The organism is Maribacter litoralis (assembly GCF_902506355.1).
Taxonomy (GTDB): domain Bacteria; phylum Bacteroidota; class Bacteroidia; order Flavobacteriales; family Flavobacteriaceae; genus Maribacter; species Maribacter litoralis.
The window spans coordinates 795,497-810,050 of the sequence record NZ_LR733271.1 but is presented as its reverse complement, the minus strand read 5'-3'; the positions used below and the strand labels follow the sequence as shown (position 1 = coordinate 810,050).

Annotated in this window: 13 protein-coding genes and 1 riboswitch; of the genes, 12 read left to right on the top strand and 1 reads right to left on the bottom strand. The window is 38.2% G+C overall.

Annotation, left to right across the window (positions count from 1 at the left end):
• Positions 1-68: 68 nt before the first annotated feature.
• Positions 69-1,241 (top strand): trans-sulfuration enzyme family protein, encoded by a 1,173-nt coding sequence (locus EXIGUO8A_RS03390; protein ID WP_159301925.1) that lies wholly within the window; start codon positions 69-71, stop codon positions 1,239-1,241.
• 68 nt (positions 1,242-1,309) lie between these two features.
• Here EXIGUO8A_RS03390 and EXIGUO8A_RS03385 read toward each other — a convergent pair whose 3' ends face one another.
• Positions 1,310-1,837: a hypothetical protein gene (locus EXIGUO8A_RS03385; protein ID WP_159301924.1), complete on the bottom strand. Its 528-nt coding sequence runs from the start codon at positions 1,835-1,837 to the stop codon at positions 1,310-1,312.
• A gap of 89 nt (positions 1,838-1,926) precedes the next feature.
• Here EXIGUO8A_RS03385 and EXIGUO8A_RS03380 point away from each other — a divergent pair, with 89 nt between their 5' ends.
• The 11 genes from EXIGUO8A_RS03380 (at position 1,927) to metH (ending at position 14,538) form a co-directional block, all read left to right on the top strand.
• On the top strand, positions 1,927-2,337 hold the full coding sequence (locus EXIGUO8A_RS03380) for an RrF2 family transcriptional regulator (RefSeq protein WP_116772447.1): 411 nt from the start codon (positions 1,927-1,929) through the stop codon (positions 2,335-2,337).
• A gap of 201 nt (positions 2,338-2,538) precedes the next feature.
• Complete coding sequence (locus EXIGUO8A_RS03375) at positions 2,539-2,802, top strand: DUF2061 domain-containing protein (RefSeq protein ID WP_116772448.1); 264 nt, start codon at positions 2,539-2,541, stop codon at positions 2,800-2,802.
• 14 nt (positions 2,803-2,816) lie between these two features.
• A complete protein-coding gene (locus EXIGUO8A_RS03370) occupies positions 2,817-3,440 on the top strand; it encodes a phosphoadenosine phosphosulfate reductase domain-containing protein (protein ID WP_159301923.1) in 624 nt (207 codons plus the stop codon).
• A gap of 47 nt (positions 3,441-3,487) precedes the next feature.
• Positions 3,488-4,438, top strand: a complete 951-nt coding sequence (cysD, locus tag EXIGUO8A_RS03365) for a sulfate adenylyltransferase subunit CysD (RefSeq protein ID WP_236564425.1) — start codon at positions 3,488-3,490, stop codon at positions 4,436-4,438.
• 105 nt (positions 4,439-4,543) lie between these two features.
• The gene (locus EXIGUO8A_RS03360; RefSeq protein ID WP_116772493.1) at positions 4,544-5,791 is read left to right on the top strand and encodes a sulfate adenylyltransferase subunit 1; all 1,248 of its coding nucleotides are present in this window, start codon (positions 4,544-4,546) and stop codon (positions 5,789-5,791) included.
• A gap of 111 nt (positions 5,792-5,902) precedes the next feature.
• A complete protein-coding gene (locus EXIGUO8A_RS03355) occupies positions 5,903-7,993 on the top strand; it encodes a HEPN domain-containing protein (protein ID WP_159301922.1) in 2,091 nt (696 codons plus the stop codon).
• A 1-nt stretch (position 7,994) separates the two neighbouring features.
• Complete coding sequence (gene cobA / locus EXIGUO8A_RS03350) at positions 7,995-8,837, top strand: uroporphyrinogen-III C-methyltransferase (protein ID WP_159301921.1); 843 nt, start codon at positions 7,995-7,997, stop codon at positions 8,835-8,837.
• A gap of 140 nt (positions 8,838-8,977) precedes the next feature.
• Complete coding sequence (locus EXIGUO8A_RS03345; RefSeq protein WP_116772452.1) at positions 8,978-10,039, top strand: NAD(P)/FAD-dependent oxidoreductase; 1,062 nt, start codon at positions 8,978-8,980, stop codon at positions 10,037-10,039.
• 157 nt (positions 10,040-10,196) lie between these two features.
• Positions 10,197-10,306: riboswitch (SAM riboswitch) on the top strand.
• An 81-nt stretch (positions 10,307-10,387) separates the two neighbouring features.
• Positions 10,388-11,389, top strand: a complete 1,002-nt coding sequence (locus EXIGUO8A_RS03340; RefSeq protein ID WP_159301920.1) for a homocysteine S-methyltransferase family protein — start codon at positions 10,388-10,390, stop codon at positions 11,387-11,389.
• Positions 11,390-11,413: 24 nt separating this feature from the next.
• Complete coding sequence (locus EXIGUO8A_RS03335; protein WP_159301919.1) at positions 11,414-11,770, top strand: four helix bundle protein; 357 nt, start codon at positions 11,414-11,416, stop codon at positions 11,768-11,770.
• Positions 11,770-14,538: a methionine synthase gene (gene metH, locus EXIGUO8A_RS03330; RefSeq protein ID WP_159301918.1), complete on the top strand. Its 2,769-nt coding sequence runs from the start codon at positions 11,770-11,772 to the stop codon at positions 14,536-14,538. Before EXIGUO8A_RS03335 ends, metH begins: the two co-directional genes overlap by 1 nt.
• Positions 14,539-14,554 lie beyond the last annotated feature (16 nt).

Below are 14,554 nucleotides of genomic sequence, written 5' to 3'. Positions count from 1 at the left end.
TACAAAGTACAAAGGCAAAAGTGCGAAGTACATGAAAGAAGAAATTCGAATAGAAAAGAATTAGTACAATGAACAAGAACAACAATAAATTTGAAACGAACGCCATACGTACGCAATTGAAACGTACAGAGAATTTGGAGCATTCAGTTCCGTTATACTTAACGTCTAGTTTTGTATTTGAAGATGCGGAAGATATGCGTGCGTCGTTTGCGGAAGAGAAAGAGCGTAATATATACTCAAGATATTCGAATCCGAATTCATCTGAGTTTATAGAAAAAATATGTCAGATGGAAGGTGCAGAAAGCGGATTCGCATTTGCATCGGGTATGGCGGCTGTGTTTTCTACTTTGGCAGCTTTGTTAGATAGTGGTGATCATGTATTGTCTGCAAGAAGTATATTTGGCTCAACACACTCGTTGTTCACAAATTTCTTCCCAAAATGGAATATTGATCATACTTATTTTAAGATTGATGAATTGGACAAATTAGAAAGTCTGATCACACCGAAAACCAAAATAATCTATGCGGAGACACCCACTAATCCTGGTGTTGATGTGTTAGATTTAGAAGAATTGGGTAAGATAGCAAAGAAGCATAATTTGATCTTGGTAATCGATAATTGTTTTGCATCACCTTATTTGCAACAGCCTATTAAGTTCGGTGCGGATTTGGTTATTCACTCAGGTACAAAGTTGATGGATGGTCAAGGCAGGGTTTTGGCGGGCATTACTGTAGGTAGTGCAGCTTTGATGGATAAAGTTTACCGCTTTTCACGAATTACGGGTCCGGCGTTATCTCCTTTCAATGCCTGGGTACTTTCTAAAAGTTTGGAAACACTTGCTATACGTGTAGACCGACACTGTGATAATGCCTTGAAATTAGCGGAATTCTTAGAGGGGAATGATAAAGTGAATTGGGTAAAATATCCATTCTTAAAATCGCATCCTAAATACGAGATTGCTAAAAAGCAAATGAAAGCTGGTGGTTGTGTAGTTGCTTTTGAGGTTAAAGGCGGTTTAGAAGCAGGCAGGGAATTTTTCGATTCCATTAAATTATTGTCCCTTTCTGCAAACTTAGGCGATTCAAGAACTATAGTAACGCATCCTGCATCAACAACACATAGTAAATTGAGCGTAGAGGAACGTGCTGCCGTGGGTATCTCAGATGGTACGGTAAGAATTTCGGTGGGTCTGGAGCATATAGATGATATTATTGCAGATATCGCTCAAGCTTTAGGATAATCCGTAAAGTATTAGAAACAAAAAAAGCCCGGTTTTTACCGGGCTTTTTTTATGTATTAGAGAGAATATTATTTACTTAATGTCATATTGTAAGTTGCGCTAACACTAGTAGTGGCGCCAAAGAAATCAACTGTTTCATCAATTTCATAGCGAAGGGACATTTTAGAATCTGTTAGTTCCGTAATGGTGAATCCTACTTCTTCTTCACCAGAACCGAAATATAATGTACTACCATCTAGTCGCCATTCATCACTTTCAAAAAAGTCTTCACCGGTTTCTTCATCTGTAGAAGTTTCTCCCATAACCGTCGTCGTTACCACTGTAGTGTAAGAACCTTCACTGGTTACTATGTTAGGGTTTTCAGAAAAGGTAACAACGGTATCAAAATCTTTGCCAACGGCTGTAAATGTGGTTGGTATAGAAGTGCCATCAAAATTGGTGTCTGATCTACCGTCCTTTGTTTCAAGAGCGGTAAGGTTCCATGTACCTACAATTTCAGCCTCACTGGCATTTGTAACGGCATCTTCATCGTTTGAACATGATATGAACGCCAAAGCAAATACACTCAATAGCGTAGAAAAGAAAATTTTTTTCATGATTTGTTTTTAAGGTTGCCCACTATTAACGTTAAAATTGTGGTCTTAAGTATTTCATACATATTTTATTATTTGGCTATCTTAGCATCATGCTCTCGAAAAAGACAAAATATGGTTTAAAAGCGCTTTCTTACCTAGCGGCGCAACCAGACAAGAAGCCTATTCAAATCTCTGAAATTGCAGAGAAGGAAAATATCTCTCAAAAATTCTTGGAAAGCATTTTGCTGAGTTTAAGAAAAACAGGTTTCTTAGGTTCAAAAAAAGGTAAAGGTGGTGGTTATTATCTACTAAGGTCTCCCGAAGATATTTCTATGACCGATGTAATGAGAGTGTTAGAAGGTCCTATTGCAATGGTGCCTTGTGTTAGCCTTAATTTTTATGAAACATGTGATGATTGTCCCGATGAAAATACATGTTCCGTTCATAAACTAATGCTTCAGGTGCGTGATAGTGCCTTAGATGTTTATAGAAATAATACATTGAAAGATATTATCTCTTAAGGCACATAAAATTATTCTATTTCTTTTTTATTGATAATCAATCTGTTGCGAAATATGAATTTTTCTCATCCATTTGTTAATAATCTACTAAATCTATAGGGTAATGGAAATTTATCTAGATTTTTGGCGACTACTTTGAAAATATATACTATTTTTGAAAACTCTATTAAATTAGTAGGGTAATAAAAATTACGTAAAAAGATGATTGCAGATCAACTTGTTTTGAATAAGAAAGAGTCTAAAACGACCTATAAGGAAGATAAAACGTCAGAGAAACCGCTACGTAGTATTGCTAAAGCATTTAGTTGGAGAGTAATAGGTACCTTGGATACTTTGGTGATTTCCTATTTGTTAACCGGTAAAATATCACTTGCAGCCTCCATTGCGTCTATAGATTTTGTAACGAAAATGGTATTGTACTTTTTTCACGAAAGAATCTGGAATTTGGTTAAGTGGGGTAAATAGAAAAGAAAAGGATTATGGCATTGACAGAAGCACAAGTTCAACAATTGAACGTTCAATTTAAAGGCATACCACCAGAAGAGATTATTTCTTGGGCAGTAAAACATGCTCAGACTCCTGTTGTAACAACAAATTTTAGACCTTATGAAGTAGCTATTTTACATGCTGTTTCCGGGGTAAGAAAAGATATTCCTGTGATTTGGTGCGATACCGGGTATAATACGCCTAAAACGTATAAGCATGCAGAGGAGTTGATCAATAGGTTGAATTTGAACGTTAAATTATATGTGCCTAAGCAAACAACTGCACATAGAGATGCCGTTATGGGTATACCTCAAATAGATGATCCTAGACATGCCGAGTTTACGGAGCAGGTTAAATTAGAACCGTTCAAAAGAGCTATGGCAGATTTTAAGCCAGATGTATGGTTCACAAATCTTAGAAAAGGGCAGACCGCACATAGGGATAGCTTGGATATTTTGAGTTTAAGTAAAGACGGCGTTTTAAAAGTGAGTCCGTTTTACCACTGGAACGATACGCAGTTAGATACCTATTTAAAAAAATACGATCTACCTAATGAACATAACTATTTTGACCCTACCAAAGTGTTGGCAAATAGGGAATGTGGATTGCACAGTTAATTAGCGGTAGTAGAAAAGAATTAAGATAATTGATCTAAAAAATTAGAATGAGTAATACAAGCACGGAATTGGAGGTAACACCTTCTTTAGACCTTTTAAAAGATACATCTCATATAAACGCCCTTGAAAATGAGGCGATTTATATCATAAGAGAGGTTGCAGCTCAGTTTGAGAAGCCTGTTCTTTTGTTTTCGGGGGGTAAAGACTCGATTACATTGGTACGTTTGGCGCAAAAGGCTTTTTGGCCTTCAAAAATTCCCTTCCCATTAATGCATATTGATACCGGTCATAACTTTCCTGAAACTATCGAGTTTAGAGATAGATTGGTAGAAGAGTTAGGTCTTGAATTGATTGTACGAAATGTACAAGATTCAATTGATCAAGGTAAGGTTAAAGAAGAATCGGGTAGGTATTCAAGTAGAAATAGCTTGCAGACAACGACCTTGTTAGATGCAATCGAAGAGTTTAAGTTCGATGCGTGTATAGGTGGTGCTCGTAGAGATGAAGAAAAGGCACGTGCTAAAGAACGTATTTTCTCTGTTCGTGATGATTTCGGACAGTGGGATGAGCGTAATCAGCGTCCGGAATTGTTCGATATGTTAAACGGACAAATAGAATTGGGTCAGAACGTTAGGGTATTCCCAATCTCTAACTGGACGGAATTAGACGTTTGGTCTTATATCAAAGAAGAGCAAATTGAAATCCCTTCTATCTATTTCGCTCACAAGCGTAAAACATTCTTAAGAGATGGCATGATCTGGTCTGCAGAAGATGGTATCGTGTTTAGGGAAGAAGATGAGGTTGTAGAAGAAAGATTGGTGCGTTTCCGTACCGTGGGTGATATGTCTTGTACGGCAGCCGTACTTTCAGATGCAGAAACTATTGATAAAGTAGTAGAGGAAATTAGGGATTCATCCATTTCCGAGCGTGGTGCACGTATTGACGACAAGCGTTCAGAAGCAGCAATGGAGAAAAGAAAACAACAAGGATACTTTTAGAATTTTCTTTTGAAAATTCAGCCTTTAGCCTTTAGCTATTGGCAGTTAGCAATAAAAATAATATTAAAAGCCAATAGCGAATAGCGAAGGGCTAATAGCTTTAAAATGGAAGTACTAAAAATAGCAACAGCAGGTAGTGTAGATGACGGTAAAAGTACCTTGATCGGTAGAATATTGTATGATACAAAGTCACTTACCAGCGATAAATTAGAGGCAATAGAAAAGACCAGTAAGCAAAAGGGATATGATTATTTAGATTTCTCTTTGGCAACAGATGGTCTGGTAGCGGAGCGTGAGCAAGGTATTACGATCGATGTTGCCCATATCTATTTCTCTACGGCAAAGAAAAGTTACATTATAGCAGATACACCTGGGCATGTAGAATATACCCGTAACATGGTTACAGGTGCATCTACTTCTCAAGCTGCGATCATTTTGATCGATGCGCGTAAAGGGGTAATCGAGCAGACCAACAGACACTTTTTTATCAATAACCTATTGCGCATAAAAGATGTGGTGGTAGCTATTAATAAAATGGATTTGGTAGATTATTCCGAGGAAACGTACAATGCAATAAAAGCCGATTTTGAGGCGTTGATGGCAAAGAGGGATTATCAAGATCAGAAAATTACTTTTATTCCTGTTAGTGCATTAAAAGGAGATAACGTAGTAAACCTATCGGATAAGACACCTTGGTATAAAGGGCAGTCTTTGTTAGAGCATTTTGAGGCGTTGGATAGAAAGGATATTTTTAATGTAGGAACACCACGTTTCCCAGTGCAATATGTTATCCGCCCAAAGACAGATGAACATCACGATTTTAGAGGATTTGCTGGTAAAGTATATGGTGGCGAATTAAGCGTTGGCGATGAGGTAGTGGCGCTACCATCACAAACACGTTCTAAAATAAAGGATATTTACTTTCATGATAAGAAGTACAGAACCGCATCTAGGCGTTCGTCGGTAACGATTACCTTAGAAGATGAAATCAATTTGAGTCGTGGAGATATGTTAGTGAAGGCTGATGATTTACCAACCGTAGATAAGCAATTTACAGCTACAATCTCTTGGATGGATTCATTGCCATTAGCTGCAGGAAACAAATATATAGTTCAACATGGTGTCAATAAAGTATTGGCGAAAGTTGAGCAGGTACATCATAAAATTGCACCGGATTATTCTGGTATAGATGAGAAAACGGAGTCTTTGGGTATGAATGATATTGCTCAGGTAAGTTTCCGTTTAAACAAACCAATTTTCTATGACCAATTTAAAGATCACAGAACAAACGGTTCATTTATATTAATCGATACAAAATCCAACAGTACTGTAGGTGCAGGATTTATAAGTTAATATCAACAGGTCAATTTTATATTGGCTGTTTTTATAAAGTCTATAAAATCTATAGGCAAAATATAGTAATAATTTACATCGGTATTTATACTGAACATTTAATACTAAGCAATGCAAAGTTTTAGAACAGAATTAGAAAATCAGGTAGTTGAAAAGGACATTCTTGAATTGGAACGTAAAATTCATGAGTTTCACGGCGGCAAACTAGATGAAGAAAAGTTTAGAAGCCTTCGTTTGGCACGTGGTGTTTACGGTCAGCGTCAAGAAGGTGTTCAAATGATTCGTATAAAGTTGCCTTACGGTAAGGTAACCTCTAAGCAATTGCTTCGTATTTGCGATGTGTCCGATGAGTATTCTACCGGTAGGTTACATATTACTACGCGTCAAGATATTCAGATTCACTATGTAGATTTGAATAGAACGCCGCAGTTGTGGGCAGAATTGGAAAAGGATGAAATTACGTTAAGGGAAGCTTGTGGTAATACCGTACGTAATGTAACGGCAAGTGAGACTGCAGGTATTGATGTAGATGAACCGTTTGATGTTTCGCCTTACGCACATGCATTGTTTCAATACTTTTTAAGAAACCCTGTGTCTCAAGAAATGGGGAGGAAATTTAAAGTTTCTTTCTCTGCAAGTGATGCCGATACCGGTTTATCTTACATGCATGATTTAGGTTTTATTGCCAAAATTCAAAATGGTGAAATTGGTTTTAAAGTGATGTTAGGTGGCGGATTGGGTTCTCAGCCAAGACATGCAGATGAATTGTACAGCTTTTTGCCTGCGGATCAGATAATTCCTTTAATGGAAACCGTAGTTCGTGTTTTTGACCGTTACGGTGAGCGTAAAAGTAGAGCTAAGGCAAGAATGAAATTCTTGTTGAAAGATTTAGGTCTTGACGGATTTAAAGAATTATTGGCTGCAGAGAAAACTGCGGTACCATTTGATAGTTTTCCTATTGACCCAGAGGCATACCCAAAGGTAGAAGTGTCCGAGTTGGAAGCACCAGCAGTTGAGATAAATAATGTAAAGGCATTTGAACAATGGAAATCTACCAACGTAATACCTCAAAAGCAACCAGGCTATGTTGCTTTGGGTATTAAGGTGTTATTGGGTGATTTTTATACGGACAAGGCACGTCTATTGGCAAATCTGGTGCAAAAATATGCTGCAGGTGAACTTAGGTTGTCATTACGTCAAAATATATTGATTCCGTATGTAAAAGAAGAAAGTCTTGCATTTTTCTATACCGAATTGGAAAAACTGGGCTTCATTGAAGCTGGGTACAATAAGGCATTGGATATTACGGCTTGCCCAGGTACGGATACCTGTAATTTAGGAATTGCAAGTAGTACGGGTATTGCCGAAGAATTGGAAAGAGTTATAAAAACGGAATATCCTGATTATATCAATAACGATGATGTTGTTATAAAGATCAGCGGTTGTATGAACGCCTGTGGGCAGCACAATATGGCAAATATTGGTTTTCAGGGGATGTCCGTTCGTACAAAAGATAAATTAGTGGCTCCCGCACTGCAGGTACTGTTGGGTGGTAGCAATGATGGAAATGGAAATGGTCGTTTTGCTGATAAGGTGGTGAAAGTACCAAGTAAAAGAGGACCGGAAGCATTGCGTTTGATCTTAAATGATTTTGATGCTAACGGAGGAGACTTGTCTTTCCCTGATTATTATGCGGAAAAAGGACAAATGTATTTCTATGATTTCCTTACTCCGCTTTCATCTACAGATGATTTAACGCCAGAAGACTTCATTGACTGGGGTAATACAGAGCGTTATGAAAAAGCTATTGGAGTAGGCGAGTGTGCAGGAGTTGTGATCGATTTAATTGCGACGCTTCTTTTTGAAAGTGAAGAGAAAATACAGAATGGGGAAGAAATGTTCCAAGCAGAAAAATGGTCTGCTAGTATCTATCACGCGTATTCTTCTATGGTGAATTCGGCAAAGGCGATGTTGACCGCAGAAAATACCAAAGTAAATACACATGCAAGTATCATTAAAGATTTTGATGAGAAGTTTGTTGCCGATGGTAGAATTGCCGTAGCTGGTGGATTTGAAAATATGGTCCTTCAACTAAATCAGAATGAACCAACAAAAGAATTTGCACAATCTTACATAAAAGATGCAAAGGAATTTTTAGAAACTGTTGAGAAATTCAGACAACAAGAATTAGCAGAGGCATAATATGCATACCAATAATTTATCCAATCAAAAAACAATCAATGCAATAGTTGATACTCCCTTAAAGAATAGAGGGAGATTGACTGTTGTTGGTGCAGGACCAGGTGATGTAGAGCTGATTACTTTAAAAGCGATCAGAACGTTAGAAAGTGCCGATGTGGTTTTGTATGATGCTTTGGTGAACGAAGAGTTGCTGGAATTTGCTAAAAATGCAGAGCTCATATTTGTGGGCAAACGCAAAGGCTGTTATGCTTATCAACAAGAGCAGATTAACGAGCTTATTGTCGGTAGGGCAAAATCTGCGGGACATGTGGTGCGCTTAAAAGGCGGAGATCCTTTTGTATTTGGTCGCGGTTCGGAAGAAATGGAATACGCCGCATCTCACGGATTGGAAGTTGCGATGGTACCCGGTATTTCCTCGAGCCTAAGTGTGCCCGCATATCAAAATATTCCGGTGACCAAAAGAGGTTCGTCAGAAAGTTTTTGGGTAATTACCGGTACCACCAAAGAACATAAATTATCTGCCGATGTTGTTCTAGCGGCAAAAAGCAGTGCTACGGTGGTCATTTTAATGGGCATGTCAAAACTCCCGCAAATAGTAGAGTTGTTTAAAGGAGAAGGTAAGGCGGATATGCCGATCGCCATTATTCAAAATGGAACACGTGACAACGAAAAGGTGGGTGTTGCAACTATCGATACTATTATAGATGTAGTGGAGAAAGAAAAACTATCGAATCCGGCGATTATTATCATTGGCGAAGTAGTTAAACATCGTGACGCACTGGCAGAGGCAACCAACCAGTATTCAAAGGAGAATGTCAGATTGAGCGAAGTGAATAAGTATTAAGTGCAAAGTACTAAGTAAAGAGTACCAGTAAAGGAAAAGTATAGAGACTAAGTGTAATTAAAAAGAAGCTAAAAAGTAGTTGAATGGTATAATGTCAAGTTAGTACTGAATATCAATTACTTTTTACTAAAATGAAGATTATGATTAAAACAGATATGCTCATTATAGGAGCGGGACCAACCGGATTATTCACGGTGTTTGAAGCAGGATTATTAAAGTTAAAGACGCATTTAATAGATGCCTTGCCACAACCAGGTGGACAGTGTTCAGAAATTTATCCTAAGAAGCCTATTTACGATATTCCTGCATTTCCAGAAATTTTGGCGGGTACTTTGGTAGATAACTTAATGGAGCAGATCAAACCTTTTGAACCAGGATTCACTTTGGGCGAAAGAGCGGAAACTCTAGATAAGTTAGAAGATGGTTCATTTGTGGTAACCACCAATAAAGGGACTAAGCACAATGCCCCTGTTGTAGTTATTGCTGGTGGATTGGGGTCTTTTGAACCAAGAAAACCGCCCATTTCAAATATTGTAAACTTTGAGGATACGGGTGTTTCTTACATGATCAAAGATCCAGAAGTATACCGTGACAAAAAAGTGGTAATTGCAGGTGGTGGAGATTCGGCGTTGGACTGGGCAATTTTTTTGACCGATGTAGCTTCTGAGGTGACATTGGTGCATAGAAGGGATGAGTTTAGAGGCGCATTGGATTCTGTTGAAAAAGCATCTGAATTGGCAAAGCTTGGTAAAATTAAATTGATAACTAAAGCTGAGGTAAAAGAGCTTCATGGAGAAAATGAGCTGAAGGCGGTAGTTATTAAGCATACCGATAAAGAAAAGGAGGATACCTATTTAGAGGTAGATAATTTCATTCCGTTATTCGGTCTGTCTCCAAAATTAGGTCCTATTGGTGATTGGGGCTTAGAGATTCAGAAAAATGCCATTAAGGTAAATAATGCAAAAGATTACCAGACTAACATACCGGGCGTATATGCCATTGGTGATGTAAATACCTATGAGGGTAAGCTGAAATTGATACTTTCAGGTTTCCATGAAGCAGCCGTAATGTGCCAGTATGCTTATCAGCAAATCAATCCTGGAAAACGTTTTGTAATGAAATATACAACCGTTGGAGGTGTAGAAGGATTCGATGGCTCCAAAAAAGTAGCGAAGAAAGAAGTAGTACAAAGTATAGCATAATTTTATTATTTGGTTAGTACCGCCTCCGGATGCTTTGGCGTACGGAGGCTTTTTTTATTACAATTTTTTAAAAATTCGTGGGCTAAAAAACCTATTGAAGTTTTGGTTAAGAACGGGTAGTACCGTTACTTTGCAATTCGTTCCTGAATAATTTGAACTGTTATCAAGAAAGGCGGAGGGACTAGACCCTGTGAAACCTTGGCAACCCTTTCCGCAATGGAAAAGAAGGTGCTACATTCTATCCTGTTTAAAAAGGACAGATAACTAAAGAAAGAACATTTTTCCTTCCTTTCCTTACTTGGTATCACATATATTTTAAAGCGAACATAAAATTTGTTACAGCGTAAAATGAAGGATATAAAAGAAATTTTAAAAGAGCGTATTTTAATATTGGATGGTGCCATGGGTACTATGCTACAACGCTATAAGTTTACTGAAGAAGATTTTAGGGGAGCGCGCTTTAAAGATTGGGAACACCCATTGCAGGGCAATAATGATTTGTTGTCATTAACCCAGCCAGAGGCAATTGCCGACGTTCACCATAAATATTTTGCAGCAGGAGCAGATATTGTTGAGACCAATACATTCTCGGGCACAACTATTGCCATGGCAGATTATTTTATGGAAGATTTGGTGTATGAGCTCAATTACGAATCGGCACGTATAGCAAAAATGGTAGCCGATGAGTTTACGAAGAAACAACCGAACAAGCCCAGGTTCGTTGCCGGAAGTATAGGTCCTACCAACAAAACGGCAAGCATGTCTCCAGATGTAAACGATCCAGGTTACAGAGCTATTTCTTTTGATGAATTGCGTATAGCGTATAAGCAGCAGGTTGAAGCATTGTTAGATGGTGGTTCGGATATTTTATTGGTAGAAACCATTTTTGATACATTAAACGCAAAGGCGGCTTTATTCGCTATTGAAGAAGTAAAGGAAGAGCGAAATATTGATGTGCCTATCATGGTAAGCGGTACCATTACCGATGCTTCTGGGAGAACATTATCTGGGCAAACGGCAGAAGCATTCTTAATTTCTATTTCCCATATTCCTATTTTATCGGTCGGCTTCAATTGTGCATTGGGAGCGAATCAATTGGTGCCACATTTAGAGGTGTTATCAACCAAAAGTGAACATGCCGTTTCGGCACACCCCAATGCAGGTTTACCAAATGCCTTTGGAGAATATGATGAGACTCCCGAGCAAATGGCGGAACAAATAAAAGAATACGCAGAAAAAGGTTTAGTAAATATAGTAGGCGGTTGTTGCGGAACCACCCCGGAACATATTACGGCGATTGCAGAAGTAGTGGCTAAATATGAACCTAGAAAGGTGACAGTTGTCGGTTGATGGTTGTCAGTAAATAATAACTGAATGGAATATACCGAATTAGAAGTATGGAAAGAATCTAGGGTTTTGGCAAATTTGATATATAAAGTTTCTCAGCAGTTTCCTAAAGTTGAAATGTATGGGTTGACAAATCAGATACGTCGTTGTGCTGTTTCAGTTTCGTCAAATATAGCTGAAGGATGTGGAAGAAGAACAGCAGCAGATACTATCCAGTTTTTACACATTTCTAGAGGTTCTCTATATGAATTAGAAACTCAGTTATTCATTGCTTTGGATCAAGAATATTTGATTAAAGAAGATTTTGAATCCATTGCGAAGCAAATTTTAAAATGTAAAAAACTCATTAATGGGTTTATCAATTACTATAAAAAGACCAAATAATGTCTGGAAGTATTTCAAAAAAACCATCAACTGACAACGGTCAACCGACAACTAAATACCTGAAATTATCAGGTCTTGAACCCCTAATCGTAACCCCTGAAACAAACTTCATAAACGTTGGAGAACGTACAAACGTAGCAGGTTCTAAAAAGTTTCTACGTCTTGTAAAAGAAGAGAAGTTTGAAGAGGCGTTGGCAGTTGCAAGGGAGCAGGTAGAAAATGGTGCGCAGGTCATTGATATTAATATGGATGACGGTTTGATCGATGGTAAAGAAGCCATGGTCAAGTTTTTGAATCTTGTTATTTCTGAACCGGATATTTCTCGTGTACCTATAATGATAGATAGCTCTAAATGGGAAATCATTGAAGCGGGTCTACAAGTTGTTCAGGGGAAATGTGTGGTAAATTCCATTAGCTTAAAAGAAGGTGAAGAGCAATTTATGCACCATGCCAAGCTGATAAAAAGATATGGTGCCGCTGTCATAGTAATGGCTTTTGATGAAGTTGGACAGGCAGATACTTACGAGCGTAGAATTGAAATTGCAAAGCGTTCGTATGACGTTTTGGTGAACAAAGTCAACTTTGCGCCAGAAGATATAATTTTCGATTTGAATATTTTTCCTGTTGCTACAGGTATGGATGAGCATAAATTAAATGCCATTGATTTTATTGAAGCAACAAGATGGGTACGTGAAAACTTACCACATGTAAGCGTAAGTGGCGGAGTGAGTAACGTGTCATTTTCATTTAGGGGGAATAACCCTGTGCGTGAAGCAATGCACTCCGTTTTTTTATACCATGCTATTAAAGCAGGTATGAACATGGGGATTGTCAACCCAAGTATGCTTGAGGTTTACGATGATATTCCCAAAGATCTATTGGAACATGTAGAAGATGTTATTCTAAATAGAAGAGATGATGCAACTGAGCGATTGCTCGATTTTGCGGAATCTGTAGTAGGGAAAACCAAAGAAAGTAAAATTGATTTGTCTTGGCGAGAAGAGCCTTTACAAGAGCGTATTACCCGAGCCTTGGTAAAAGGTATTGATCAGTATATTATTGAAGATGTAGAGGAAGCTAGAGTTGCTGCAGATAAACCGATTGAAGTCATTGAAGGGAATCTAATGACAGGTATGAACGTGGTAGGCGATTTATTCGGAAGTGGAAAAATGTTCTTGCCACAAGTGGTAAAATCCGCCCGAGTAATGAAGAAAGCAGTAGCATATTTATTACCCTATATTGAGGAAGAAAAGTTATTAAATCCGCAAATAGGAGATTCTGATAATGCGGGTAAAATATTAATGGCAACCGTAAAGGGCGATGTTCATGATATTGGTAAAAATATTGTAAGTGTAGTATTGGCCTGTAACAATTATGAGATCGTTGATTTAGGCGTAATGGTGCCACCGGAAAAAATTATTGCAGCAGCTATTGAGCACAATGTAGATATTATAGGGCTTAGCGGATTGATTACGCCCTCATTAGATGAAATGGTGCATTTGGCAAAGGAAATGGAGCGTAAAGATTTCAAGATTCCGTTGTTGATTGGTGGGGCGACAACAAGTAAGGCACATACGGCGGTAAAAATAGACCCGCAATATAAAGAGGCTGTAGTTCATGTAAATGACGCTTCTAGGGCGGTTACAGTGGTAGGCGATTTGTTACAGAAAGAAACAGCTACAGGTTATAAGAAAAGTATAAAGGATGATTATGATGTGTTTAGGGAAAAGTTCTTGAACAGGTCATCAAGTAAAACCTATAAGCCCATTTCGGCGGCACGTAGAAATAAGTTTAAAATAGATTGGAAAACTTCAGAAATAGTTAAGCCGAATAAACTGGGTATTCAGGTAATTGAAGATTTAGATTTAAATGTTCTTGTGCCTTATATAGATTGGACCCCGTTTTTTAGAAGTTGGGAACTGCATGGTAAATACCCCGCCATATTGACCGATGAGGTTGTTGGAGAACAAGCAACGGATTTATTCGCAGACGCTCAAGAGATGCTGAACAAGATAATTTCTGAGAAGAAATTAAAGGCAAAAGGTATTTTTGGACTGTTTCCTGCAAACTCTATCAACGATGACGATATTTTAGTTGACACAAGCTCAAATCTAGATGAGAATACTGGGTCGCTGAGCGGAGCCGAAGCGAAAGAGAGTTACACTTTCCGTACGTTACGTCAACAATTGGAGCGTAGAGAAGGTGTTGCAGATTATGCATTGGCAGATTTCATAGCTCCTAAGGAATCTGGAAAGCAAGATTATATAGGTTGTTTCTGTGTATCCACAGGTTTTGGTACGGCAGAATTGGCGGAACAGTACGAGAAAGATCTTGATGATTACAATTCTATTATGGTAAAGGCATTGGCAGATCGTTTGGCTGAAGCATTTGCAGAATATTTACATAAAGAGGTAAGAACCCAACATTGGGGTTATGCCTCAAATGAGGATTTGAGCAATGAAGATTTGATCAAAGAATCATATAAAGGTATTCGTCCGGCACCGGGTTATCCTGCTTGTCCTGATCATTTAGAGAAATTGACCATTTGGGAAATACTGAAGGTTAAGGAGACTATTGGGGTGGAATTAACGGATAGTTTGGCCATGTGGCCAGCGGCATCGGTAAGTGGCTATTATTTTGGAAATCCTGAAGCACGTTATTTCGGACTTGGTAAAATAAAGGAAGATCAAGTAAAGGATTTTGCCAATCGTAAGGGAATGTCGTTCGAAGAAGCTGAGAAATGGCTGGCGCCAAATATAGTAGACTAGTGCGTTAGGGATTGAA

Bases quoted from the DNA above. Each gene is read 5' to 3' on its own strand.
- EXIGUO8A_RS03390 (WP_159301925.1), top strand. From the start codon at position 69: ATGAACAAGAACAACAATAAATTTGAAACGAACGCCATACGTACGCAA.
- EXIGUO8A_RS03385 (WP_159301924.1), bottom strand. From the start codon at position 1,837: ATGAAAAAAATTTTCTTTTCTACGCTATTGAGTGTATTTGCTTTGGCG.
- EXIGUO8A_RS03380 (WP_116772447.1), top strand. From the start codon at position 1,927: ATGCTCTCGAAAAAGACAAAATATGGTTTAAAAGCGCTTTCTTACCTA.
- EXIGUO8A_RS03375 (WP_116772448.1), top strand. From the start codon at position 2,539: ATGATTGCAGATCAACTTGTTTTGAATAAGAAAGAGTCTAAAACGACC.
- EXIGUO8A_RS03370 (WP_159301923.1), top strand. From the start codon at position 2,817: ATGGCATTGACAGAAGCACAAGTTCAACAATTGAACGTTCAATTTAAA.
- cysD (WP_236564425.1), top strand. From the start codon at position 3,488: ATGAGTAATACAAGCACGGAATTGGAGGTAACACCTTCTTTAGACCTT.
- EXIGUO8A_RS03360 (WP_116772493.1), top strand. From the start codon at position 4,544: ATGGAAGTACTAAAAATAGCAACAGCAGGTAGTGTAGATGACGGTAAA.
- EXIGUO8A_RS03355 (WP_159301922.1), top strand. From the start codon at position 5,903: ATGCAAAGTTTTAGAACAGAATTAGAAAATCAGGTAGTTGAAAAGGAC.
- cobA (WP_159301921.1), top strand. From the start codon at position 7,995: ATGCATACCAATAATTTATCCAATCAAAAAACAATCAATGCAATAGTT.
- EXIGUO8A_RS03345 (WP_116772452.1), top strand. From the start codon at position 8,978: ATGATTAAAACAGATATGCTCATTATAGGAGCGGGACCAACCGGATTA.
- EXIGUO8A_RS03340 (WP_159301920.1), top strand. From the start codon at position 10,388: ATGAAGGATATAAAAGAAATTTTAAAAGAGCGTATTTTAATATTGGAT.
- EXIGUO8A_RS03335 (WP_159301919.1), top strand. From the start codon at position 11,414: ATGGAATATACCGAATTAGAAGTATGGAAAGAATCTAGGGTTTTGGCA.
- metH (WP_159301918.1), top strand. From the start codon at position 11,770: ATGTCTGGAAGTATTTCAAAAAAACCATCAACTGACAACGGTCAACCG.